Genomic DNA, 24,082 nt, shown 5'->3' on the forward strand with positions numbered 1-24,082 from the left:
ACCGAACGGACAGGGTGGGAGTTGGTCGGTGGTGGCACGCCAGGTGACCGAGGAGGACGCGCTCCAGCTCGTGCTGGCGGTGCACCGACTGAATCGCGCGCTGCGCGTGTCCACCACCGCCCTCCCACTCACCCAGCTCATCGTGTTGTCCCTGTTGGCCGAACACGGGTCGATGCGCATCGGCGAGCTCGCCGCGGGGGTGCCGTGCTCGCAGCCGACCGCGACGACCGTGGTGGCCGGGCTGGAGCCGTTGGGGCTGGTGCGGCGCCAGGCCGACCCGGCCGACGGTCGTGCGGTGCTCATCACCCTCACCGACCAGGGCCGCGAGCGGATCCTGTCGGTCGCGCGTCGCGAGGCCGAGCTGCTCGACCAGCGGATGGCCGAGCTGACGCCGCAGGAGCGGGCGACCGTGCTGGCGGCGACACCGCTGCTGGTGCGGCTCGCCGGCTCCGTCGGCTGATCACGCCGGGCCGTTAGCACCAATGTGATCTTTCCACAAGGCACTCCGCCGAAGTCGACCGGAAGGGGTTGTGTTCCAGGGAACGCGCCCGCCCGGATGGTGGAGGAGTCACCCTCTCGCCGGGGGAATGTGTGTCTCCCGCCCCGGAAACGGGGATCCGAGGAGAGGGGGCCTGGAAGGTGCACGAACGGGAGCTCCGGACGTTCGTCCGCATCGCCGAGCTGGGGCGGATGGATCTGGCCGCGCGGGCGCTGGGGTACTCCCAGCCCGCGATCAGCTACCACGTCCGGTCCCTGGAGCGGGCGCTGGGGGTACGGCTGTTCCGGCGAGAGGCCGCGGGCAGCCGGCCGACCCCGGAGGCGGAACGCCTGCTGCCCTGGGCCCGGGCGGCCCTGCGGTTGTTCGACCTGATGCGGTCGAGCGCGGACGGCAAGCGGCGCGCCTTCGCCGACGAGCCATCGCTGCTGGGGTGAGCGGATTGCCGGGCCGAGCGGACAGGATGCGCCGGCCTGGTTGCCGGACGGATGGGCTCGCGGGTCGCGGTTCTTCCCGAGCGCGCCGCGACCCGCGTCCCGCACTCAGCCGGTAGGCGTGGGCTGGGCCGGCGACGGCTCGGCCGGGCTGGGGTTCGTCGGTGCCGGTGGCGCTGCGCCGGGGCTGGACGGCTTCGGGACGGTGACGGAGAACGGCACCCCCTCGACCTGCTCGCAGTGCCCGTTGCGCCAGGTTGTTGCCGGGCGGGGAAAGGCATTGCCATCGCGTCTTCCCGGCATCGCGTACTCGTACTCCGGGCAGAACGTGCCCGACATGTCCAGTGATCGACCATCCTCGTCGTAGAGGTGGACGTCGGTCAGGGGCCGGCCTTCCTTGTCGAAGAGGTAGATGTTCCGCACCGGTCGACCGTCGTGCCAGGTGCCCAGCGGGGGAACGGACCCGATGATGGTGTTTCCACCACCGATCTCGGACATGCCACCGGCGAACAGGGGAAGGCACAGGGCGCCGGCCGCCACGTTGGCCGGCACGACCAACCACAGCCACCGACGGTCGCTCCTGCTGCGCTCACCCAGCCAGCAGGATGCCACGACCACCGCGGCGCCGAGCACCAGGAGCAACAGGAACTTGCTGGAGGTCCCGCTGAGCACGACCAGCGCCACGGCGACCAGACCGGCCCGCAGCAGCCACCAGGCCGGCTGCAGCGAACGCACGTAGTCGGTCACCTGGCGCGGTAGGCGCTCGATCCACCGGAGGTGGGACGCGACCGCACGGACCTCGAACAACGCGGCCACCTCGGGGACCCGGGGACCGGTGCGCCGCAGGTACGGGATCGACAGAAGCAGCAGGAGGGACGTCAGGAAGACCGGGACGGGCAACGCGTGGGCCGCACGGGTGAACACCGCTACCGTCTCGACGAAGACGAGCGCGGAGACGACCACCAGGCTCCACAACGCGAGCCTCGCGACGCCGGATGTCGTGGCACGCGGCGGGGAAACGCCTTCCGGGTAGCCGGCGGCGGTACGCAGCTCGGCGGCGTAGCGCTCCGGCTCGTCGAACCGGGCGACCAACGTCTCGATGCCGCTGCCCGGCGGTTGTTCGGCCGCGACCTCCGCGAGCTGCGGGGTGACGTCCTCCAGGACCTCGGCGACCTCGCCCGGCGGGAGGTCCGAGAGCGCCTGGCGCATCCGGTTGAGGTAGGACTCGACGGCGGGGCTGACCGTCCTGTTCACAGGTCCTCCAACAGGTCGTTCATGGTGGCGGCGAACTCGCGCCAGACCGTCGCCGACCCGGCCAGCCGCTGCCTGCCCGGCGCATTGAGCGAGTAGTACTTCCGGTGCGGGCCCTCCTCGCTCGGCACGACGTAGGAGGTGAGGAGGCCGGCGCGGTAGAGGCGGCGCAGGGTGCCGTAGACCGAGGCGTCGCCGACGTCGGTGAGGCCGGCGTGCCGGAGCCGGCGGAGGACGTCGTAGCCGTAGCCGTCCTCGTGGCGGAGCGCGGCCAGGACCGCGAGGTCCAGGACGCCCTTCAGCAGTTGACTGGTGTCCATCCCGCCTCCAGAAGTGCGCTCCGGAGACTACTCCGCAATGCGTAGTACTTCGCCACCACTCCCCCTCGTCGACGACTGGCCGGATCGATGGAGACGAGGTCGAGCGAGGAGAGCGGCCAGAGTGGACCAGGTCCTTCCCTGCCGACAGTCAGGCGGGTCGCCCGCTTGGGGGTTCCCCCGACAAGGCGAAAACAGACAGCGACCAACGGTGATCCACCGCGCGTAGATGATCTTCCCGCCGGGGCCAGACATCCGCTCCCGAGCGGGCACATCCCTCGCCCGAGGTGATCCACCGCACTGCCAGCACGGTTCGAAGATTTTGATAAGGTATCTTATCAGAAGTGACCTATATCACATACAAGATTCTCGACAAATGAACTTACTCAGAAGTAGCTTCATCGCCACTCGGCCGAGTCCCCCTACCCGAGCCCTCCTCATATGGAGACCGTCAAATGAAGCTACGAAAGCTTGTGATGGCTGTCGCGGTGGCCATCGGGCTGGCCGTGGCGGGTCCCGTCGCCGCCGCGTCCGCCGACTCGGCCCCCTCCGTGCCACCGATCCAGGAGAACCCGGCCCCGCTCGGGGCAAACGACTGGAACTGCAAGCCCAGCAAGGAACACCCGCGACCGGTGATCCTCATGCATGGCTTCCTCGCCCCCGCCGCCGGGCACTTCAGCGCCTACTCCCCCTACCTGAAGGCGCAGGGCTACTGCGTCTTCACCGGCACCTACGGCACGATCAAGGACGTCCCGCTGGTCAACCTGCTCGGCGGGCTCCAGCCCATCGAGTACTCCGCCACCCAGTTGCGCAACTTCGTGGACAAGGTTCTCGGCGCCACCGGCGCGAAGCAGGTCGACATCGTCGGCCACTCCGAGGGCGGAATCGTGCCGCGGTACTACATCAAGAACCTCGGTGGCGCGGACAAGGTGCACAACTTCGTCTCGTGGGGACCGCCGAACCATGGCCTCACCATCTCCGGTCTCTACACCCTCGCCGAGAAACTGGTACCCGGTCTCGACACCAAGCTTCTGCCCTCGATCTGCAAAGTCTGTTCCGAGCTGACCAACGGAACCGGGTTCATCGACCAGCTGAACGCCGGGAACGAGGCACCCGGGAACATCCACTACACCGTGATCGCGAGCATCCACGACGAGTTCGTCACCCCGTACACGACGAGCTTCCTCAAGGGCTCCAACGTCGACAACATCACCCTGCAGGACGTCTCGCCGCAGTCCTTCGGTGAGCACATCGGCATGGCGTTCGACACCGGGGTCTGGAAGATCACCGACAAGGCGCTGCAACGCAACTAGCCCGACCGCAGCCCAGGTCGGGCGAGAACCCCCGGTTGCGCCACCGGGGGTTCTCGTTCGTTTCGACGTGCCCCGCGGCGGTGCGGACCAGCGTCATTATGTATCGGGAACATATGTATTGGGAAATGGTCCGGTTCTTTCTGCCGGAATCATGGCAATAGTCAGAAGTGCGCGTTACGGGGCCGCGGCTGGCAGGCGGGGCAGCTGAAGGACGAGCGGTTCATGAAGGCGTCGCGCCGGATCGGCGCACCGCACCGCTGGCAGGGCTGGCCCTCCTTGCCATAGACGTTGAGCGAGCGGTCGAAGTAGCCGGACTCGCCGTTGACGTTCACGTACAACGCGTCGAAGGACGTGCCCCCCTCACCCAGCGCCTCGGTCATCACCTCGGTGGCTGCCGAGAGCAGGTCACCCGCGGCGGCCCGGGGCAGTGTCGCCGTCGGGCGCGCCCAGTGCAGCCGCGCCCGCCACAACGCCTCGTCCGCGTAGATGTTGCCGATGCCGGACACCAGCGTCTGGTCGAGCAACGCGCGCTTGATCCCGGTCCGCCGGCGCCGCAGGGCAGCGACGACACGGTCCGGGTCGTAGCCGCTGTCGAGGGGGTCGAGCGCGATGTGTGCGACCGGTTCCGGCACGAGCACGCCGAAAGACCCGGTCAGCTCGGCCAGCGCGAGACCGCCGAAGGTCCGCTGGTCGACGAAACGTAGCTCCGGGCCTTCGTCGGCGAACCGGAACCGCACCCGCAGGTGCTTCTCGTCCGGTGTGCCCGGCGGCTGCACCAGTATCTGGCCGCTCATGCCCAGGTGCGCAAGCACGGCGTCCCCGCCGGGAACCACCTCGTCGAGGTCGAGCCACAGGTACTTGCCGCGCCGGCCCACACCGGTGAAGGTCCGGCCGACGAGTTGGGCCGCGAAGTCCACGGAGCCGGCCAGGTGCCGCCGCACCGACCGCGGGTGCAGGACCTCGACCTCGGCCACCGTGCGGCCGGCCACGTGCTGGTGCACGCCCCGCCGCACCACCTCGACCTCGGGCAGCTCGGGCACGGTCCCTCCTCACCCCTACCAGAGCACGCGAAGCCGGGCCGGAGAGCACTCTCCCCGGCCCGTCAGCTCGCGGCTCGCGCGTCAGGCCCCCACCGGGCCCTGCCCGTTCGGTCCCAGCTTGGCCGACAGCTCGCGGTAGGCCGCCTCGGCGGCCTTCTGCTCGGCCTCCTTCTTGGTGCGGCCCTCACCGGTGCCGTAGGGCTCGCCGGCCACCAGCACGGTCGCGGTGAACTCCTTGCGGTGGTCCGGCCCCTCCTCGGCGACCTTGTACTCCGGCACGCCCAGGCTGGCCGAGGCGGTCAGCTCCTGCAGGCTGGTCTTCCAGTCCAGCCCGGCACCGCGCAGCGGCGCCTCCTGGAGCAACACGGCGAACAGCCGGTGCACCAGCGCCCGCGCCACCTCGATGCCGTGCTGCAGGTACACCGCACCGAGCACGGCTTCCAGGCCGTCGGCGAGGATGCTCGCCTTGTCCCGGCCGCCGGTCAGCTCCTCACCCTTGCCCAGCAGCAGGTGCGCACCGAGCCCACCGGGACCCAGCCCGCGCGCCACGCCGGCCAGCGCGTGCATGTTCACCACGCTGGCGCGCAGCTTCGCGAGCTGGCCCTCGGCAAGCTCGGTGTGCGTGCGGTAGAGGTGGTCGGTGACCACCAGGCCGAGCACCGCGTCACCCAAAAACTCCAGCCGCTCGTTCGGCGGGATCCCGCCGTTCTCGTAGGCGTAGGAGCGATGGGTGAGCGCGAGCGTGAGGAGCTCGGGGTCGAGCCCGACACCGAGCGCTTCGAGCAGCGGGGCACGGTCCACCGGCTTACCCCGGGACGCCCTGGCCCCCACGGTGCCCGCCCCGCGCTCAGGCCGGCCGGACGACCTGGCGGCCGTCGTAGGTGCCGCAGTGCGGGCAGGCCACGTGCTGCAGCTTCGGCTGTCGACAGGCGCGGTTGTTGCACGGCACCAGCACCGGGGCGCTGGTCTTCCACTGGGAGCGGCGGTGGCGGGTGTTGGACCGCGACATCTTCCGCTTCGGGACGGCCACGACTAGCTCTCCTCCTCGGTGTCGCCGAACCGCTCCCTCAACGCGGCCCAGCGAGGGTCAATCCTCTCATGCCGGTGGCCCGGCTCGAGTTCGGCCAGCTTGCCGCCGCAGTCCGGGCACAGCCCCGGGCAGTCCGGCGAGCACAGCGGCGCCTGGGGCAACGCCAGCACCACGGCGTCGCGGACGATCGGCTCGAGGTCGACCAGGTCGTCGACGACCCGGTGCACCTCGTCCTCGTCGGTGCTGGCCTCGGTGGTGCTCTCCGGGTAGGCGTACAGCTCCCGCAGCTCCACCTCGACCCGCCCGGACAGCTCGTCCAGGCAGCGCGAGCACTCCCCCACCGTGGGCGCGGACGCGGTCCCGGAGACCAGGACCCCCTCCACGACCGACTCCAACAGGACGTCCAGCGCCACGTCGGCACCCTCGGGCACCATGATCACGCCGGCGAACCCGAGCCCGCCGGCCGGAGCCGGAGCACCGCGGGTGTAGCGGCGACTGTTGCCGGCGCGACGGCCCAGGTCCCGGGTGTCGATCACCCACGGGCTGGTGGGTTCCGGGTGAGCGGGCACGGCACTGGGCTCAGGCATGGCGAACTCGGACATCATCCTAGGGGTTGGTTGCTGGCGAGCGGGTACGGCCAGCCCGCCCAGGGTACGGGACGGGGCGGCGCGGAACGAAATCGCCCGCTACCGCCCGCGTGCGGCCCTAGACCTGGTAGTCGAAGCCGGCCAGACCGTTGCCGGCCGGCCCGCCCACCGGGCTGCGGAGCTGCTTGCGCCCCTTCTCGACGGTGCGCAGGGTCCGGCCGAGCAGGTCCTCGAAGTCGCCGAGCTTGTTGTCGACGTAGGCGTCGCACTCGGCACGCAGCCGACCGGCCTCGGCGTTGGCCTCGTCCACGACGCGCTCGGCCTCGCCGCGGGCGGCGTGCACCACCTCGGTCTGGGAGACCAGCCGGGCCTGCTCGGCACGGCCGTCCTCGACCGCGCGCTCGTAGGCTTCGCGGCCGGCCTGCACCATCCGGTCGGCCTCGGTCTGGGCCCGGCCGGTCAGTTCCTCGTAGTGCGCGCGGCCGGCGGCCACGGCGCGCTCGGCCTCGGCCTGGGCGTCCTCCACCAGGCGTTGCGCGTGTGCCCGGGCCTCGGCGACCAGGTGCTCGGCCTCCTCGCGGGCCTCGCCGACGATGCGCTCGGCGTCGCTGCGGGCCTGGACGACGAGCTTCTCCGCCTCCTTCTGGGCGTTGCCGACGATCTCGTCGCGGTGGTCGAGGACGTCCTGGGCGTCGTCCAGCTCGCTCGGGATGTTGTCCCGCACGTCGTCGAGCAGTTCCAGCACGTCACCGCGGGGCACCACGCAGCCGGAGGTCATGGGCACGCCACGCGCCTCTTCGACGATGGTCACGAGCTCGTCGAGGGCCTCGAACACCCGGTACACGTCGGTCTCCTCGCCCAGGGCCGGTAGGTGCGGCCCCAGTCTGGCACCCCGGGTCCACGCCCCCCAGGTATTGCCGCCCCGCGCGTGTCCCGGATCCGGGCGGAGTGATCACGGAGCGTGATCTCGCCGAGGTGGTGGCCGGTCAGCCGCGGATGTTGACCAGGACGAAGCTGCGGTAGTGATCGGGGGTGTAGAAGTACTCGCCGCGGTGGCCGGTGACGATGCGGCGGGCGCCACGGGTCGCACTTCCGGGGGTCTTGACCGTGTACTCGTGGTAATAGCCGCCCGGGCAGCCGGGCAGCAGGCCCTCGCGGTTGCCGAAGACGGTCCCGTCCCGCGGGTACGGGAAGGGGCCGCCGCGCTGGATCAGCCGGACCGTGTCGGTGGCCTCGGGCGGCAGGCTGGAGAGCGCGACCCCACGGAATCCGGAGGTGTCACCGCACCGGGCGGCGCGGACGGCCGCGCTGGCCGCGTGGTGGGTCTGGCCCTGGTCGAGAACTTCCGGGGCGGCGCTGCCCGGGGTGCTGCCGCCGAGCAGGCCCAGCACCGTGAACAGCGAGGCGAGCACGGCCTTCGTGATCCGGGTCATAGGCCGGACGCTAGGCCGGCGGAATGATCGTCCTCTGACGATCGGATGAAATTCGGGGACAGTCTTGGAAACCTTGGAGACAGGGCGGATGGCGGATGTGGAGTTCCGGCGGGCGCGGCGGGCGGACGTGCCGGCCATCGTGGACATGCTCGCCGACGACGTGTTGGGCTCCGGCCGTGAGCGGCCGGGTGATCCGGCGTATCTGGCGGCGTTCGACCTGATCGACGCCGAACCCGGCCAGCTGCTGGTGGTGGCCGAGGAGGCCGGTGAGGTGGTCGGGACGCTGCAGCTGTCCTTCCTGCCCGGGCTGAGCCTGTTGGGCGCGACCCGGGCCCTGGTGGAGGCGGTACGGGTGCGCCGGGACCGGCGTGGCGGGGGCCTGGGTGAGCGGCTGCTGCGGTGGGCGGTCGAGGAGGCGCGGCGGCGGGGCTGCGCGCTCGTCCAGCTCACGTCCAACGCGGAACGGGAGGATGCGCGGCGCTTCTACGTACGGCTGGGATTCGAGCCCAGCCACGTCGGGTTCAAGCTGAACCTGCGGGGTTGAGGGTGAGCCGGTCGGCGTGGAGGGCGCTGCTGGCGAACATACGTCACGTGCGCGACCCGCGTCCGCGGGTCGCGCACGTGGTGTGTCAGGTCCCCGCCGCCGGCCGGCTCGCGGCTGGTCTGGCGGGTGTACTCACGCCTGCTCGGCCAGCCGCTGCTGGAGGCGCTTCTCCACCAGCGGCGGCACCAGGCCGGAGACGTCGCCACCCCAGGTGGCGACCTCCTTGACCAGGGAGCTGGCCAGGAAGCTGTACTCGGGGTTGGTGAACATGAACAGGGTCTCCACCCCGGAGAGGCGCTGGTTCATCTGGGCCATCTGCAGCTCGTACTCGAAGTCGCTGACCGCGCGCAGGCCCTTGACGATGGCCTGGATCCCGTTCTCCCGGCAGTAGTCCACGAGCAGGCCGTGCCAGGAGTCCACCCGCACGTTGGGCAGGTGCGCGGTGACCTCGCGCAGCATGTCCATGCGCTCCTCGACGCTGAACAGGGTGCGCTTGCTCTTGTTGATCATGACGGCGACGACAACCTCGTCGAACACCCCGGCGGCCCGGTTGATGATGTCCAGGTGGCCGTTGGTGACCGGGTCGTATGAGCCGGGATAGACGGCACGCCTCATGAGCCGGACCGTAGCAGTCGCGCAGGGCTACGCCACCAGGTCGAACCGCGACCGTGAGCGTTGTCACCCGGTCGTGGAGAAGATCATCGTGCGGTAGTCGGACGCCAGGTCAGCCCGTGGGTTCAGCCGAATATTCGGCCCAGTACAACACCGTGTCGCCGTACCTCCGATTGCGGAGCGCGACGAGGGACTCGGGCCAGGCCGGCTCGGGACTGCGGGCGTCGCGCTCGAGGACCAGGACCGCGCCCGGGGCGAGCCAGCCGCGGTGCACGAGCCGGTCCAGGGTGGCGGCCAGCTCGTCCTCGGTGAGGGCGTAGGGCGGGTCGGCGAGCACCACGTCGTAGGGCTCGTCCGGCGTCTCGGCGAGCACGGCGGCCACGGGCTGGGTGCGGACCTCGGCACCGTCCAGGCCGAGGCCGGCGGCGTTGCGGCGGAGGAGGTTGGCGGCGCGGCGCTCGCTCTCCACGAACAACGCGTGGGCGGCGCCGCGGGACAGCGCCTCCAGGCCGAGGGCACCGGAGCCGGCGTAGAGGTCCAGGACGCGGGTACCGCCCAGGTCGAGGAACGAGTCGAGCGCGCTGAACAACGCCTCCCGCACTCGCTCGGAGGTCGGACGGGTGCCCTTGGCCGGCACCGCGATCCGCCGCCCACCCGCCGTTCCGGCCACGATCCGCGTCACCGGCCCATCGTCGCACCCACCCCACCCCCGCCGGGGCCCGGAGCCGGGGCGACGAGAGGTTACGAGATCGGCACGGGACGCGATGATGAGGGTTCGTTACCTCCACGACCCCCCCGGACGGGGTAAGGGAAGGCTAACCTGCTGCTGCTCTGGGGAGAGGTGGCCGCAAGACCCCGACCACGAGGAGGAACCCGTGCGCGCACGCCGCATCCGTCCGTTGACCACCCTGCTCGCCTTACTCACCGCGGGTGGGCTCGCCCTGGCCGGCTGCGGGGGCGGCGGGTCCGACGCCCCCGCCGACGAGGCCGCGCGGACCGTCACGCACGCGATGGGTGAGACGAAGGTGCCCGCCGAGCCGAAGCGGGTGGTGGTGCTCGACACCGGCGAGCTGGACTCGGTGCTCGCGCTGGGGGTCACCCCGGTCGGCGCGGTGACCACCGAGGTTTCCGCCGGCTTCCCCTCCTACCTGGGCGACAGGCTGGCCAACACCAAGAAGGTCGGCACGATCCCGCAACCCAACCTGGACCTGATCGCCGAGGTCAGGCCCGACCTCATCCTGTCCTCGAAGGTCCGCCACGAGCAGCTCTACGACAAGCTCAGCGCCATCGCGCCGACGGTGTTCGCCGAGACGGTGGGCAAGACGTGGAAGGAGAACCTCCTGCTCGACGCCGAGGCGCTGGGCAAGAAGGCGGAGGCGGAGAAGCTGCTCGCCGACTACCGGGCGAAGACCGAGGAGCTGGGCACGTCGCTGGGCGACCCGGCCGCCACGAAGGTCAGCGCCGTGCGCTTCGTGGCCGGCTCGCAGACCATCCGCGCCTACACGCCGAACTCCTTCCTGGGCACGGTGCTCACCGACATCGGCCTGGGCCGCCCGGACAGCCAGCAGGGTGAGAAGACCTTCAACAGCGTCTCCCGGGAGAACATCGGCGAGCTCGACGGCGACGTCCTGGTCTACTCGTCCTTCGGCAGCCCGGACATCTCCGGCGAGAAGGCCGTGACCGAGGGCGAGCAGTGGAAGATGCTCGAGGCCGTGCGCGAGGGTGACGCCCACCGCGTCAACGACGACTACTTCTACACCGGCATCGGCCTGACCGCGGCCAACAAGATCCTCGAGGATCTCAACGAGATCCTGAGGAAGTAACGGAAGTGCTGCCCAACCGCGAACCAGCGGACCGCGAGCCCGAGCCGGTCCGGCTCAGGCTCGCGGCTTTCCCGGGCCGGGGCGGGCCCGGGTACCGTCAGCACCGCGAAAGTCCACAGAGGACACTGGTCGAGCCGCTCCGGCGTGGCGTGCCGACGCACCACGACGGAGGACCTGCGGTTCCGGATTCTTTCGAGGTGCCCTCGGATGAGTGCGGGCGCAGTGTGGTCGGTCAACTCCTGTTGGCTTGGTGCGAGGATCCGGTGACCGTGAGTCCAGCCACAGCCGAGCGCGGGTCCACGCTGGCGCGGGCTTGCCGGGACGTCCCCTCCGGCAAGCCCGCGCGTGAAATCAGGCGACGTCGTGGAAACGCCACATGACTTCGTCGATGACGCGGTCAGCGTCGGAGAGCCGCTCGCTGGCGAACATGGCCTGATGCCAGAAGGGGTAGGCCAAGGCCGGCGGGTTGGCCGCGTCGATGGCCTCGATCTCGTCCGCGGTGAGCGAGACATCGACCGCGCCGAGGCAGTCCAGCCACTGCTCGGGCCCGCGGGCCCCGACGACGACCGAGGACACGGCGGGCCGCTGCAGCAGCCAGGCCAGCGCCACCTGCGCGATGCTCCGCCCCTTCTGGGCGGCGATCCGGCCCAGCAGGTCGACCAGGTCGTAGAGGGACTCCCGGTCCTTGACGACGGGGTCCTGCCAGTCCTTCTCCGCCTGACGCGCGTCGGCGGGCCCGTCCTGCCCGCGCCGGTACTTCCCGGTGAGCAGCCCGCCGGCCAGCGGCGACCACACCTGCACACCGATGCCCTGGTCCAGCGCGGCGGGAATCAGCTCGTACTCCACTTCCCGCGCGTGCGGGGTGTAGTAGATCTGCTGCGCGACCGGCTTGACGAAGTTGTGGCGCTCGCACGTCATGAGCACCTTCATCAGTTGCCAGGCGGTGTAGTTGGACACCCCGTAGTAGCGGATCTTGCCCGCCCGGACGAGGGTGTCCATGGTGTGCAGTGACTCCTCCAGCGGCGTCTGGCCGTCCCACTCGTGCAGGTAGTACAGGTCGATGTGGTCGCGCCGCAGCCGCCGCAGTGACTTGTCCACCTGGTCGAGAACGTGCCAGCGGGACTGCCCGCCACCGTTGGGTCCGTCCTCGACGACCATGCGCACCTTGGTCGTCACCATGAGGTCGTCGTAGCTGGAGTCCTGCAGGATCTCCCCGAGGATCTCCTCACACTGTCCGTAGGAGTACATGTTCGCGGTGTCGATCATGTTGACACCGTGTTCGAGGGCGATGTCGAGCAGGCGCCGCGCGCCGGCCACGTCGACCGTGCCCGCCTTCTCGAAACCGCCCCGGCCCCCGATCGGCAGGGTGCCGAAGGTCAGGGTGCTGATCCGCAGGCCGCATCCCGAACCGAGCTGCCGATACTGCATGTCGCTGTCCTCTTCCCGATGGATCCGTACTCCTGGCGCGGACGCCCGCCCGCGCCCGTACGGGGCGGGACGCGCATGCGTCCTGGCCAGATCGCGGAAAAGAAGAAGGTCAGAATCTTCTCCCCCACAGCCAGGCCGCCCGGCGGGACCACATCACGTCACCTGCGATCAACGGTGGGAACTCGCGGACAAGCGCTCCGATGCGCTCGCCCGCCTCGGTGATGGCACCGGAAGCGGCAGGGCAGGACCCGCTCGCTGCGGGTCTGTCTTTGCTGGCACGTCCATATTGATACGTATCAAGCGCGATGCCAAGGAGATGTGACGCTGCTCTCACGGGCACCGTGAGGGACGTCAGACGAACGCCGCCGCCCGGTGGGTTGGCCCGGCCGGTCCCGTCGGCGATCAGGTCCTCGAGAGCGGCGGTGCCGTCGACTCGCGCACCACCAGCTCGGGTGCGAACACCCTGTTCCGCCCCGGAGCCGCGTCCGGTTCCTCGATGGCCTGCACCACCAGCCGCGCGGCTTCCCGCCCGATCCGGTACGGCTCCTGACGAACCGTGGTCAACGAAGGTTGCAGCATCTCGGCAAAGGCGGTGTCGTCGTAGCCGACGACGGACATGTCCGCCGGGACCCGCACGCCGCCGCGGTGCAACGCGCGCAACGCGCCCAAAGCAACCATGTCATTGACGCAAAGAACGGCCGTGACATCGCTGCGTCTCAGCACGTGTTCGGACATCGCGCGGTCGCCCTCCGACGCGGTGAGCGCGTCGACGGGAACCTCGAGCACCGTGCCGACCACGTCCAGGCCACGAGCGCTCGCCGCCCGCCGCGCACCGGCCAGCCGGTCGACGCACCACCCGATCCGATGCGGTCCGTTGAGGAACGCGATCCGCCGGTGACCCAGCTCCAGGAGGTGATCGACGGCCAGCTCGGCGCCTCGCACATCGTCCACGCCGACGAACGGCAGGCGTCCCGCCGGATCCTGGTAGTCCAAAAGCACGACCGGCAGCCCCTCCGCGGCCGCCCGCGCCAGCCCCGACAGATCCGGGTCCACCGGCGCCGCGAGCAGACCCGCGGCCCGCTGCTCACGGAACACGCGCAGGTGCTCGGCTTCCCGTTGCGGCGACTCGCTCGTACTGCCCAGCACGACCACGTAGCCGCACGTCGCCGCGAAGTCGGTCACGCCACGCACGACCTCCCCCCAGAACGGATTGCCCGTATCCAGCACGGAGACCGCCAGCGTGGCCGACCGGCCGGCACGCAGCCGCCGCGCACCGCTGTCCACCACGAACCCGAGCTCGTCCATGGCCGCACGGACCCGTGCCAGGGTCGCCGGTGCCACCAGGTGCGGGTGGTTCAGGACGTTGGACACCGTCGCCTGCGAGACGCCCGCCTGCCTGGCCACGTCCCGTGAGGTCAGCCGCCGGCCCCGTTCCCGCGACACACCACCCGTCCTCTCCCACGTTCCGGGCCACTGGTGATCCTAGGCGTGGCGGTGGACCAATGTGGACACTTCCACGCGCCACGGTCTCACGTGCCACCGGTAGGCCGGTGGGAATCGCCGTATCGAGGCAGTGCTTCCCGACCGCCGATCCGCTTCCCTCGGAAACCGCGGCAGGGCCGGGAACAGGCCCGGCCGCGGCAGCCGCGATCAGCGTCCTCGCGCTGCGAAGAGGGTGGCTCCCACGGCCTCCAGCAACGGAACCAGCCGCTGCAGTTCGGCGGGCCGGGTGGTGGTGCACTCGGTGATACCGACCCCGACAACGGGCAGTGCGTCGGCCACGGCCTCGATCCCGGCAACAACCTCGGCCACCGTCAGGCCGCCCGGCACCGGGACGCACGAACCTCGGAACTCCTCCGGGTCCAGGACATCGAGGTCGATGTGCAGATACACCTGCGACATACCGGTCGACACAGCCGCCTCCGCCACCGCCCGACCATCCCGTGCCCGCTCGGGCGCGACCAGGGCCGCGAGCCCGTCGTCGATCGCCTCCCGCTCGGCCGGCTCCATCGAGCGAGTGCCAGCCAGCACGGCATGACCGGGCGGCAGCGGCGGATCAGCCACGAGTGCCCGATCGCCCTCGCCCAGCGCGGCCCGCAGAGCCATGCCGTGGAAGGCGTTCGACGGCGAGGTGGCCGGGGTGTGGAGGTCGGCGTGGGCGTCCCACCACACCACGCCGAGCCCCTCCCCCACGCGTAGCCGGGCCACCGCGAGGGTCGTTGCGTCCACTCCGCAGTCGCCGCCGATGAGCAGCACCGGCTCCCGGACCGACCGTAACGCGGCCAGCTGGGCCCAGCGGTTGGCCAACAGCCCGCCGAAGTTGGCCACGCCGCCGGTCAGCGGGGTGCCGCCGGTGGCGACGGCCACCGTGTGCCCGGCCAGCCCGAGCACCTCGCCGGCCAGGTCGGCCAGCGCGGCACAGCCCGTGGGCAGCCGGCCGGCGTCGGGAACGATCGCCCCCTGGTGCTGCGGGACGGCCAGCAGCCGCACCACGTCAGCCCAGCTCGAGCAGGAGGTCACCGCCCTCCACCTGCTGTACGGACCCGATGGCCAGCCGCTTGACGACGCCGCCGCGCGGCGCGGTGATCGCGGCCTCCATCTTCATCGCCTCGATGCTGCCCACCGTCTGGCCGGCCTCCACCTCGTCGCCCTCGGCCACCGAGAGCGTGACCACGCCGGCGAACGGCGCCGCCAGGTGGCTGGGGTTGGCCCGGTCGGCCTTCTCGGCGACCGGCACGTCCGAGGCCACCGAGCGGTCCCGCACCTGGATCGGCCGGAGCTGGCCGTTGAGCGTGGCCATCACGGTGCGCATGCCGCGCTCGTCCGCCTCGCCGATGGCCTCCAGGCCGATGAGCAGCCGCACGCCCGGCTCCAGGTCGACCGAGTACTCCTCGCCCGGCCGCAGCCCGTAGAAGAAGTCCTTGCTGCGCAACACACTGGTGTCGCCATAGGCCTCGCGGTGGGTGGTGAACTCCCGTGTGGGGCCGGCGAACAGCAGCCGGTTCAGGGTCGCCTGCCGGTCCTGCTTCAGCCCGGTGAGGTCCTCCTCGGTCAGCTCGGCCATCCGCCTGGGCGCCGACCGGCCGGACAACGCCTTGCTACGGAACGGCTCCGGCCAGCCGCCGGGCGGGTCGCCCAGCTCGCCGCGCAGGAAGCCGATGACCGAGTCCGGGATGTCGAACTTGCCCGGGTCGGCCTCGAACTCCTCGGGGCTGACGCCCGCACCCACCAGGTGCAGCGCCAGGTCACCGACCACCTTGGACGACGGGGTGACCTTGACCAGCCGGCCGAGGATGCGGTCCGCGGCGGCGTACATGCTCTCGATGTCCTCGAACCGGTCGCCCAGGCCGAGGGCGATCGCCTGCTGCCGCAGGTTGGACAGCTGGCCGCCGGGGATCTCGTGGCTGTAGACGCGGCCGGTCGGCGAGGGCAGGCCCGCCTCGAACGGCGCGTAGATCTTGCGCACGGCCTCCCAGTACGGCTCCAGGTCGCAGACCGCCTTCAGGCTCAGGCCCGTGGTGCGCTCGGTGTGGTCGGTGGCCGCCACGATCGCCGACAGTGCCGGCTGCGACGTGGTGCCGGCCATGGACGCCGCAGCACCGTCCACCGCGTCCACACCCGCCTGGATCGCGGCCAGGTAGGTGGCCAGCTGGCCGCCCGGGGTGTCGTGGGTGTGCAGGTGGACCGGCAGGTCGAACTCCCGCCGCAGCGCCGACACCAGGGTGGCCGCGGCCGGCGGCCGCAGCAGGCCGGCCATGTCCTTGATGGCCAGCACGTGCGCGCCGGCCTGGACGATCTGCTCCGCCAGCCGCAGGTAGTAGTCCAGCGTGTAGAGCTTCTCGTCCGGGTCGGACAGGTCGGCGGTGTAGCAGAGGCAGACCTCGGCGATGGCCGAGTTGGTCTCCCGCACGGCCTCGATCGCCGGACGCATCTGCTCGACGTCGTTGAGCGCGTCGAAGACGCGGAAGATGTCGATGCCGGTGGCGGTGGCCTCCTCGACGAACGAGCGGGTCACCTCGGTCGGGTACGGCGTGTAGCCCACGGTGTTACGGCCCCGCAGCAGCATCTGCAGGCAGATGTTCGGCAGCGTCTCGCGCAACGCTGCCAGCCGCTCCCACGGGTCCTCGGCCAGGAACCGCAACGCCACGTCGTAGGTCGCTCCGCCCCAGCACTCCACCGACAGCAGCTCCGGGGTCGTCCGCGCCACGTGCGGGGCGACCGTCAGCAGGTCCCTGGTGCGCACGCGGGTCGCCAGCAGCGACTGGTGGGCGTCCCGGAAGGTGGTGTCGGTGACGCCGACCGCCGGGTTGTCCCGCAGCCACCGGGCGAAGCCCTCCGGCCCCAGCTCGGTGAGCTTCTGCTTGGAGCCGGCCGGCGGCTCGGCCGCCAGGTCGATGTCGGGCAGCTTCTTGGCCGGGTCCAGGCTGGTCGGGCGGACGCCGTTGGGCTTGTTGACCGTCACGTCCGCGAGGTAGGTCAGCAGCTTGGTGCCGCGGTCGGCGGAGTGCCGTGCGGTGAGCAGGTGCGGCCGCTGCTCGATGAACGAGGTCGTGACGCGGCCGGCCCGGAAGTCCTCGTCGTCCAGCACCGCCTGCAGGAACGGGATGTTCGTGGCGACACCGCGGATCCGGAACTCGGCCAGCGCGCGGCGGGCCCGGGCGACCGCGGTCGAGAAGTCCCGGCCCCGGCAGCTCAGCTTGACCAACATCGAGTCGAAGTGCGCGCTGATCGCCGCACCGGCGTGCACGGTGCCGCCGTCCAGCCGGATGCCCGAGCCGCCCGGCGAGCGGTAGGCGCTGATCATGCCGGTGTCCGGGCGGAACCCGTTGGCCGGGTCCTCGGTGGTGATCCGGCACTGCAGCGCGGCGCCGCGCAGCGTGATCGACTCCTGGCGCAGACCCAGGTCCGCAAGGGTCTCGCCGGCGGCGATCCGCATCTGGGACTGGACCAGGTCCACGTCGGTGACCTCCTCGGTCACCGTGTGCTCGACCTGGATCCGCGGGTTCATCTCGATGAAGACCGGGTTGCCGGCGCGGTCGACCAGGAACTCCACGGTGCCGGCGTTGACGTAGCCGATGTGCCGGGCGAAGGCGACCGCGTGCGCGCAGATGCGGTCACGCAGCTCGGGGTCCAGGTTGGGGGCCGGCGCGATCTCGACGACCTTCTGGTGCCGGCGCTGCACGGAGCAGTCCCGCTCGAACAGGTGGATGACGTTGCCGGTGCCGTCGGCCAGCACCTGGACCTCGATGTGCCGCGGCTCGACCACGGCCTGCTCCAGGAAGACCGTGGAGTCGCCGAAGGCCGACTCGGCCTCCCGCATCGCGGCCTCCAGGGCGTCCCGCAGTGCCTCCGGGCGCTCCACGCGCCGCATGCCACGGCCGCCACCGCCGGCGACCGCCTTGACGAAGACGGGGTAGCCGATCTCCTCGGCCGCACCCAGCAGCTGCTCGAGGTCGGCCGAGGGCGTCGAGGAGCGCAGCACGGGCAGCCCGGCCGCACGGGCCGCGGCCACGGCGCGCGCCTTGTTGCCGGCCAGGGTCAGCACCTCGGGGCTGGGCCCGACGAAGGTGATGCCGTTGTCCCGGCAGGCCTGGGCCAGCTGCGGGTTCTCCGACAGGAAGCCGTAACCCGGGTAGATCGCGTCCGCACCGGCCTTGCGCGCGGCCTTGATGATCTCCTCGACGGACAGGTAGGCCCGTACGGGGTGACCCGGCTCGCCGATCTCGTAGGCCTCGTCGGCCTTCAACCGGTGCAGGGAGTTGCGATCCTCATACGGGAAGACGGCAACGGTACCCGCGCCGAGCTCGTAGGCCGCGCGGAAGGCACGAATCGCGATCTCGCCCCGGTTTGCGACGAGGACCTTGCGGAACATCCCGGCTCCTCCCGATGGTGGTCAGGGTCGGTCGTCGAACCGTATCGCGAGTATCCCGCGCGCCGGGAGCGTCGTCCCAGGTGACGGACGTCATCTCAATCGTCGTGAGCGGGGGCGTGACAGGGAGCGGTCAACTCCGTCTAGACCTTTTCGAGGTACTCCGCGCGCTCGGCGTCGACCAGGTCCGCGACCAGCGTGGCCAGGCCGCCGTGGCTGGTCAGGGCGGGGTCGGCGGCCACGATGCGCTGGGCCTCCTCGCGGGCGGTGGCGATGAGGTCCTCGTCGCGCAGCAGCGACAGCAGTCGCAACGAGGAGCGGCGGCCGGACTGGGCCTCGCCCAGGATGTCGCCCTCCCGCCGCAGCTCGAGGTCCAGCCGGGCCAGTTCGAAGCCGTCCAGGGTGGCGGCCACGGCGTCCAGCCGCTCCCGGGTGGTGGTGCCCGCCGGCACGTCCGTGACCAGCAGGCACAGCCCGGGCGCCCGGCCCCGGCCGACCCGGCCGCGGAGCTGGTGCAGCTGGCTGACGCCGAACCGGTCGGCGTCCATGATCACCATCACAGTGGCGTTGGGCACGTCCACGCCGACTTCGACGACCGTCGTGGCAACCAGGACATCCTTCTCACCGGCGGCGAAAGCACGCATCACGGCGTCTTTCTCGTCGGCCGGCAGCCGGCCGTGCAGGACGGCCACCCGCAGCCTGGACAGCGGGCCCTCGGCGAGCATCGGGGCGACGTCGAGCACGGCCAGGGGTGGCCGGCGTTCGCCGCCCTCCCCGCCATCGCCGCCGCTCTCGTCGGCCGCCGCGCCGGAGGAGGCGTCGGGCGCCTCGGTGTCCTTGCCGTCGTCCCCGATGCGGGGGCAGACGACGTATGCCTGGTAGCCGGCGCCGACCTCCTCGCGGACCCGCTGCCACACCCGGTCCAGCCAGGCCGGCTTCTCGGCGACCGGGACCACGTTCGTGGCGATGGGCGAGCGGCCGACCGGCAGCTCGCGGAGGGCGGAGACCTCCAGGTCGCCGTAGACCGTCATGGCGACCGTGCGGGGGATCGGGGTCGCCGTCATGACCAGCACGTGCGGGCTGGTGTCCGCACCGGCCCTGGTACGTAGCGCGTCGCGTTGCTCGACGCCGAAGCGGTGCTGCTCGTCCACGACCACGAGGCCGAGATCGGCGAAGGACACCTTCTCCTGGATGAGGGCGTGCGTGCCGACCACGATGCCGGCATCGCCGGAGGCGGTGTCGAGCATCGCCTGCCGGCGTTGCGCCGTGGACAGCGAGCCCGTGAGCAGCGTGACCTTGGTGGCCTGCTCCGCGGCGCCCAGTTCCCCCGCCATGGCCAGGTCGCCGAGCATGTCGCGCAGGGACCGTGCGTGCTGGGCCGCCAGTACCTCGGTGGGAGCGAGCATGGCCGCCTGCCGGCCGGCGTCGACGACCTGGAGAATTGCCCTCAGCGCAACGATGGTCTTGCCCGAGCCGACTTCTCCCTGGAGGAGGCGGTTCATCGGGTGCTCGCCGGCGAGATCGGTCGCGATGGCCTCGCCCACCTCCCGCTGCCCCGCGGTCAGCTCGAACGGCAGCCGGGCGTCGAAGGCGTCGCGGATGCCGTCGGCCCGCGGTGGGCAGGCGGGTGCCGGGCGGGACTGCGCCGAGCGGCGCCGCTGCGCCAGCGCGAGCTGCACGGCCAGTGCCTCGTCCCACTTGAGCCGGCCGCGGGCCCGCTCCACGTCCCCCCAGTCGGCCGGCTGGTGGATGCCGTAGAGGGCGTCGCCGAGGTCCGGCAGCCGGTGTCGCTCCCGCAGCCCCGCCGGTAGCGGGTCGGCGGGCTCGTCGAGGGTGTCCAGCACCTGGCGCACGCAGCGGGCGATGGACCACGACGGCAGTCCCTGCGCCGCCGGATAGACCGGGATCAACGCGTTGGCGAACTCCTCCACGGTCTCGGAGTCCGCGTCACCGTCGAGCAGCTGGTACTCGGGGTGGGCGAGCTGCAGCTGCCTGCGGTAGGCGGTGACCTTGCCGGCGAACAGCCCCGTGCGGCCGGGCAGCAGCTCCCGCTCGCGCCAGGACTGGTTGAAGAACGTGCAGGTCAGACGGCGGTAGCCGTCGGTGATCCGGACCTCGAGGATGTTGCCCCCACGGCTGCGCATCCGGCGCGAGCTGGCCCGCTCGATCCGGGCGAGCACGGTGGCGTGCTCCCCGACCTCCAGTCCGGCGATGCTGGTCAGCTCGCCGCGCTGGGCGTAGCGGCGGGGGTAGTGCCGCAACAGGTCCCGGACCGTGACCAGATCCAGCGCGGACCGCAGCGCCTTGGCGCTCTTCGCGCCGAGCGCCTGGTCCAGCTTGTCCTCGAGCGTGGTCATCGCCCTCAATTCAACCGTGCCGGGCCGACGGAACCCAGCTCGGTGACGGGTGAAGCGAGCATCGCGTCGGCAAGGCGTGCGGCGAAGCCCGGAGCCGAGCAATCCAACACCGCCCCGTGGGTCGGGAAGCTGCGGACGCAACGCGCCCGGGCGTCCTACTCCACGCCCAGGCGCAGCAGGACGTCCCGCTGGCCGCCGGAGTAGACGGTCAGCTCCACCTCGGGGTGGGACTCGCGGAGGTGCTCCTCCAGGGCCTGGCCGAGGCCGGCCGGGGCGTGCCGGCCGAGCAGCGCGGTCACCAGCTCGCCGCCCACCGACAGCATCCGGTCGGCGAGCTGGCAGGCCGCGGCGACCACGTCGTCGGCGATCAACACCACCTCGCCGTCGGCCAGGCCCAGCACGTCACCGGCCTGGCACCGGCCGACCCAGGTCAGCGCCTCGCGCTGGGCGACGAGCAGCTCGCCGCGGCGGGTGGCGGCGGCCGCCTCGGCCATGGCCACCACGTCGTCGGAGGACCGGCGGGCGGGGTCGTGCACGGCCACCGCGGCCAGCCCCTGGACCGGGGAGGCGGTGGGCACGACGACGACGTCCTGGCCGGACTGCACGGCCTGGTTGGCGGCCTGCTCGGCCACCTCGGTGAGGTCCGCGGCGTTGGGCAGCACCGCCACGTGTGCCGCGCGGCTGCCGCTGATGGCCGCGAGCAGGTCGGCGGCGGAGGGACGTCCGGTCACCACGACCGCGCCCTCGCCGCGGAACAGCTCGGCGAGCCCGGAACCGTCCACGATGGCCACCACGGCGCGCTCGCGCGGGAACCGGGTGGGCTCGGTCGCGATCTGGTCGGCGAACCGGATGACGGTGACGCGGTGCGGCCTGCCGGCCTCGATACCGGCCTCGATCGCCGCGCCGACGTCGGTGCAGTGGACGTGCACCGACCACAGGCCGGTGCCGCCGGGGGTCCCGTCGGCGACGACCGACACGCAGTCGCCGAGGCCGGCCAGCTCGGCCCGGAGCCGCGTGGCCCGGGCGTCGTCGGTGCCGTCGAGCAGGTACATGACCTCGTACTCGTGCTCGGGATCGCCACCCTCGCGGGCGGCCCGCAGGGCGGCGCCGGGTCGCGGGACGCGGTGTACCGGGGGCACGGTGGCCTCCTGGTGTCCGGTGACCACGCCGAGCAGGGCGTCCAGCAGGATCACCAGCCCACGGCCGCCGGCGTCGACCACGCCGGCCCTGGCCAGTGCCGGGAGCTGGTGTGGGGTCTGGGCCAGTGCCTCGGCCGCGGCCTTGGCGGCGGCACCCACGACGGCGTCCAGGGAGTCGGATCCGCACTCGCGGGCGCTGGTGGCCGCGGCGTGCAGCACGGAGAGGATGGTCCCCGGCGCCGGCTCGGTCACGGCGGCGACGGCTAGCTGGTCGGCGCGGTGCAGTCCCGCGCAGAGGGTCGGGCCATCCGCTTCCCGGGTGCCCTGGAACGCCTCACCGAAGCCGCGCAGGACCTGACAGAGGATCATCCCGGAGTTGCCGCGGGCGCCGGCCAGCGCGCCGCGGGCGAGCGCGGCGGTGGCGCGATCCACGCCCACGCCGGGGGCGGCTTCCCGGGCGGGGCTGGGCTCTGCGTCAAGGCCGGGATCCGGGTGGGAGGGCGCGCCCTGATCGGAGGCCGCATTCTCCTCGGCGGCTGCTTCCTGGTCGGGGGTGGCCGCCACGCGGAGCAGTGCGTCCAGCGCGGATCGCATGGTGTGCAGCAGGTTGGTGCCGGTGTCGCCGTCGGGCACCGGGTAGACGTTGATCCGGTCGACGTCCTCCCGGTGGGTGTCGAGGGCGGCCACGCACGCGGCCGCCCAGCGGCACACGGCGGCCGCGTCGAGCACCTGCAGCACCGGGCACGCCTCCCGTCATGGATCTTTCACCGACCGGGCGAGACTAGGGCTTGCCGTCCGCTGCCGCACGGATGCGGTCGGGTGTGACCTGTTTCCCACTCCCGAGAAGGGTGTCCGGGCTTCGACCGGTGCCGGTTTGGTCGCCGTACATCCGACCAGCTACCCTGTTCGGAGTTGACGCCCGGCCCGGCCCGGGGTCATGCACGTTTTCCGCGCCCGCATCCTCCGGTGCGGTTGCGCGCTCGAAGCAACGAACGAAGGAGTGTCTGACGTGGCTGCCGTCTGCGACGTCTGCGGCAAGGGGCCGGGCTTCGGCATGTCGGTCTCGCACTCCCACCGGCGGACCCACCGCCGGTGGAACCCGAACATCCAGACCGTGCGCGCGAAGGTGGGCATCTCCCAGCGTCGCCGCATGAACGTGTGCACCTCCTGCCTGAAGGCGGGCAAGGTCGTCCGCGGCTGACGCGGATCCGGCGTGACACGGCCCGGGCGAGGTTCTCGCCCGGGCCGTTTGCTGTCCGGGCCATGGCGCTCCCGCGGCTCCGCGATGGCGGAACGCTGCCGCCGGCCGGGCCCCGGCAGCGGGCGGGGCGGCCGGACGGGCCCGCCGAGTAGGTCGTGCGGACCGGCGTCGAGGCCCGACGCGGATCGAGGCCGGCGCCTTCCGGTCGCTCCCGCCGCAGGTCAGCCGGTCTCCCGGCGGCCCGGGGCGAACTCGGCAGCATTCGAGCGGCGGGTCGCCCCACTGATCTCTCCCGCGGAGCTGGCTCGGCGGACGCCTCCTCCTGTGGCGGGCCTCACGCGCCGGTGCCAGCATCGGGCCCGGCGTGGACGGGCTGCCCGCGCCCGTGCGCCAGCGGAGGTCGCGATGTCGGTGAGGACGTCGTACGCGCAGGGCACGCCGTGCTGGATCGACCTGTCGACGGGTGACCGCCGGACGGCCATGGACTTCTACCACGCGGTGCTCGGTTGGGACTACGAGGTCGGTTCACCCGAGACGGGCTACTACACGCAGGCGCTGGTCGACGGGAAGCCGGTTGCCGCCATCTACGAGCCTCCGCCGGAGCAGCCGATGCCGACGGCGTGGATGACCTATCTGGCCACCGACGACGCCACCGCCACCGCCCGGGCGATCCCCGAGGCCGGCGGGCAGCTGGTCATGGACGCCATGAATGTCATGGAGTTCGGTCGCATGGTGTTGGCGGTCGACCCGTCCGGTGCCACGTTCGGCGCCTGGCAGGCGGGCACGCACATCGGCATGCAGGTGGTGAACCAGCCCGGGGCGGTCGTGTGGAACGAGCTGGCCAGCCGCAACGCCGCGGCGGCCCGCCGGTTCTACTCCCAGGTCTTCGGGGTGGGGATCGAACCGCCGATGAGCGACCTGTTCGACTACACCACGTTCCGCGTCGCCGATCGGGACGTGGGCGGGATCATGACCATGGATGCGGGGTGGCCCGCCGACCTGCCCTCGCACTGGCAGGTCTATTTCGGTGTGCGGGACACGGATGTGGCTGTGCGGGTGCTGGTCGGGCGCGGCGGTACGACGCTTGCCGGGCCGCAAGACTCCCCCTATGGCCGGATGGCGGTCTGCAGTGACCCCGAGGGCGCCCTCTTCTCCCTCATCGCCCCACCCCCCGAGGGCTGGTGAGCCACTCGCCCTTCTGGTCCACA

Annotated in this window: 23 protein-coding genes; 7 read left to right on the top strand and 16 right to left on the bottom strand. The window is 71.6% G+C overall.

Going from position 1 to position 24,082, the window contains the following annotated elements; genetic code table 11:
• Positions 1-28: 28 nt before the first annotated feature.
• Together IEY55_RS04485 and IEY55_RS04490 are read left to right on the top strand one after the other, a co-directional pair.
• Positions 29-460 carry a MarR family winged helix-turn-helix transcriptional regulator gene (locus IEY55_RS04485; RefSeq protein WP_229686002.1) on the top strand — a complete coding sequence of 144 codons (432 nt, stop codon included), beginning with the start codon at positions 29-31 and terminating at the stop codon, positions 458-460.
• Between the two features lie 179 nt (positions 461-639).
• Positions 640-933, top strand: coding sequence for a LysR family transcriptional regulator (locus tag IEY55_RS04490; protein ID WP_189054105.1), 294 nt, complete (start codon positions 640-642; stop codon positions 931-933).
• A gap of 105 nt (positions 934-1,038) precedes the next feature.
• Here the strand turns inward: IEY55_RS04490 and IEY55_RS04495 are convergent, their stop codons facing one another.
• Together IEY55_RS04495 and IEY55_RS04500 are read right to left on the bottom strand one after the other, a co-directional pair.
• Positions 1,039-2,184, bottom strand: coding sequence for an HAAS signaling domain-containing protein (locus tag IEY55_RS04495; protein WP_189054107.1), 1,146 nt, complete (start codon positions 2,182-2,184; stop codon positions 1,039-1,041).
• A complete protein-coding gene (locus IEY55_RS04500) occupies positions 2,181-2,501 on the bottom strand; it encodes a PadR family transcriptional regulator (protein WP_189054109.1) in 321 nt (106 codons plus the stop codon). The genes IEY55_RS04495 and IEY55_RS04500 overlap by 4 nt, the downstream gene beginning before the upstream one ends.
• 452 nt (positions 2,502-2,953) lie before the next feature.
• Here IEY55_RS04500 and IEY55_RS04505 point away from each other — a divergent pair, with 452 nt between their 5' ends.
• Positions 2,954-3,811, top strand: a complete 858-nt coding sequence (locus IEY55_RS04505) for an esterase/lipase family protein (RefSeq protein WP_189054111.1) — start codon at positions 2,954-2,956, stop codon at positions 3,809-3,811.
• A gap of 161 nt (positions 3,812-3,972) precedes the next feature.
• Here the strand turns inward: IEY55_RS04505 and mutM are convergent, their stop codons facing one another.
• The 6 genes from mutM to IEY55_RS04535 all read right to left on the bottom strand — a co-directional run bounded on the left by mutM (position 3,973) and on the right by IEY55_RS04535 (position 7,901).
• Positions 3,973-4,851, bottom strand: a complete 879-nt coding sequence (gene mutM / locus IEY55_RS04510) for a bifunctional DNA-formamidopyrimidine glycosylase/DNA-(apurinic or apyrimidinic site) lyase (protein WP_189054113.1) — start codon at positions 4,849-4,851, stop codon at positions 3,973-3,975.
• An 81-nt stretch (positions 4,852-4,932) separates the two neighbouring features.
• The gene (gene rnc, locus IEY55_RS04515) at positions 4,933-5,682 is read right to left on the bottom strand and encodes a ribonuclease III (protein WP_189054115.1); all 750 of its coding nucleotides are present in this window, start codon (positions 5,680-5,682) and stop codon (positions 4,933-4,935) included.
• Positions 5,683-5,698: 16 nt separating this feature from the next.
• Positions 5,699-5,881 carry a 50S ribosomal protein L32 gene (gene rpmF / locus IEY55_RS04520; protein ID WP_189054117.1) on the bottom strand — a complete coding sequence of 61 codons (183 nt, stop codon included), beginning with the start codon at positions 5,879-5,881 and terminating at the stop codon, positions 5,699-5,701.
• A gap of 2 nt (positions 5,882-5,883) precedes the next feature.
• Positions 5,884-6,468 (bottom strand): YceD family protein, encoded by a 585-nt coding sequence (locus tag IEY55_RS04525; protein ID WP_229686003.1) that lies wholly within the window; start codon positions 6,466-6,468, stop codon positions 5,884-5,886.
• A 118-nt stretch (positions 6,469-6,586) separates the two neighbouring features.
• The gene (locus IEY55_RS04530) at positions 6,587-7,312 is read right to left on the bottom strand and encodes a DivIVA domain-containing protein (protein ID WP_189054121.1); all 726 of its coding nucleotides are present in this window, start codon (positions 7,310-7,312) and stop codon (positions 6,587-6,589) included.
• A gap of 142 nt (positions 7,313-7,454) precedes the next feature.
• Positions 7,455-7,901 (bottom strand): guanyl-specific ribonuclease, encoded by a 447-nt coding sequence (locus IEY55_RS04535; RefSeq protein ID WP_189054123.1) that lies wholly within the window; start codon positions 7,899-7,901, stop codon positions 7,455-7,457.
• A gap of 88 nt (positions 7,902-7,989) precedes the next feature.
• Here IEY55_RS04535 and IEY55_RS04540 point away from each other — a divergent pair, with 88 nt between their 5' ends.
• Positions 7,990-8,445 carry a GNAT family N-acetyltransferase gene (locus tag IEY55_RS04540; protein ID WP_189054125.1) on the top strand — a complete coding sequence of 152 codons (456 nt, stop codon included), beginning with the start codon at positions 7,990-7,992 and terminating at the stop codon, positions 8,443-8,445.
• Between the two features lie 132 nt (positions 8,446-8,577).
• Here IEY55_RS04540 and coaD read toward each other — a convergent pair whose 3' ends face one another.
• Both coaD and rsmD read right to left on the bottom strand, forming a co-directional pair.
• Positions 8,578-9,060, bottom strand: a complete 483-nt coding sequence (gene coaD / locus IEY55_RS04545) for a pantetheine-phosphate adenylyltransferase (protein ID WP_189054127.1) — start codon at positions 9,058-9,060, stop codon at positions 8,578-8,580.
• A gap of 109 nt (positions 9,061-9,169) precedes the next feature.
• Positions 9,170-9,739 (bottom strand): 16S rRNA (guanine(966)-N(2))-methyltransferase RsmD, encoded by a 570-nt coding sequence (gene rsmD / locus IEY55_RS04550; protein ID WP_189054129.1) that lies wholly within the window; start codon positions 9,737-9,739, stop codon positions 9,170-9,172.
• Positions 9,740-9,932: 193 nt separating this feature from the next.
• On the opposite strand from rsmD, the gene IEY55_RS04555 reads away from it, so the two are divergent.
• Positions 9,933-10,880 carry an ABC transporter substrate-binding protein gene (locus IEY55_RS04555; RefSeq protein WP_229686005.1) on the top strand — a complete coding sequence of 316 codons (948 nt, stop codon included), beginning with the start codon at positions 9,933-9,935 and terminating at the stop codon, positions 10,878-10,880.
• A gap of 351 nt (positions 10,881-11,231) precedes the next feature.
• On the opposite strand, the gene IEY55_RS04560 is transcribed toward IEY55_RS04555, so the two are convergent.
• From IEY55_RS04560 to IEY55_RS04585, 6 genes are all read right to left on the bottom strand, one after another.
• Positions 11,232-12,308: an aldo/keto reductase gene (locus IEY55_RS04560; protein ID WP_189054133.1), complete on the bottom strand. Its 1,077-nt coding sequence runs from the start codon at positions 12,306-12,308 to the stop codon at positions 11,232-11,234.
• Positions 12,309-12,710: 402 nt separating this feature from the next.
• Complete coding sequence (locus tag IEY55_RS04565; RefSeq protein WP_189054135.1) at positions 12,711-13,751, bottom strand: LacI family DNA-binding transcriptional regulator; 1,041 nt, start codon at positions 13,749-13,751, stop codon at positions 12,711-12,713.
• A 207-nt stretch (positions 13,752-13,958) separates the two neighbouring features.
• The gene (locus IEY55_RS04570) at positions 13,959-14,828 is read right to left on the bottom strand and encodes an arginase family protein (protein WP_229686007.1); all 870 of its coding nucleotides are present in this window, start codon (positions 14,826-14,828) and stop codon (positions 13,959-13,961) included.
• Entirely contained in the window at positions 14,803-18,180 is a 3,378-nt protein-coding gene (locus IEY55_RS04575) for a pyruvate carboxylase (protein WP_189054136.1), read from the bottom strand. Before IEY55_RS04575 ends, IEY55_RS04570 begins: the two co-directional genes overlap by 26 nt.
• 140 nt (positions 18,181-18,320) lie before the next feature.
• Positions 18,321-20,534: an ATP-dependent DNA helicase RecG gene (recG, locus tag IEY55_RS04580; RefSeq protein WP_189054138.1), complete on the bottom strand. Its 2,214-nt coding sequence runs from the start codon at positions 20,532-20,534 to the stop codon at positions 18,321-18,323.
• A gap of 155 nt (positions 20,535-20,689) precedes the next feature.
• Positions 20,690-22,408, bottom strand: coding sequence for a DAK2 domain-containing protein (locus tag IEY55_RS04585; RefSeq protein WP_373289964.1), 1,719 nt, complete (start codon positions 22,406-22,408; stop codon positions 20,690-20,692).
• Between the two features lie 274 nt (positions 22,409-22,682).
• On the opposite strand from IEY55_RS04585, the gene rpmB reads away from it, so the two are divergent.
• Positions 22,683-22,874 (top strand): 50S ribosomal protein L28, encoded by a 192-nt coding sequence (gene rpmB / locus IEY55_RS04590; RefSeq protein ID WP_189054142.1) that lies wholly within the window; start codon positions 22,683-22,685, stop codon positions 22,872-22,874.
• 405 nt (positions 22,875-23,279) lie between these two features.
• The gene (locus tag IEY55_RS04595; RefSeq protein WP_189054144.1) at positions 23,280-24,059 is read left to right on the top strand and encodes a VOC family protein; all 780 of its coding nucleotides are present in this window, start codon (positions 23,280-23,282) and stop codon (positions 24,057-24,059) included.
• The last annotated feature ends 23 nt before the right edge of the window (positions 24,060-24,082 follow it).

The organism is Longimycelium tulufanense (genome assembly GCF_014645795.1).
GTDB classification, from domain to species: Bacteria; Actinomycetota; Actinomycetes; order Mycobacteriales; family Pseudonocardiaceae; genus Longimycelium; species Longimycelium tulufanense.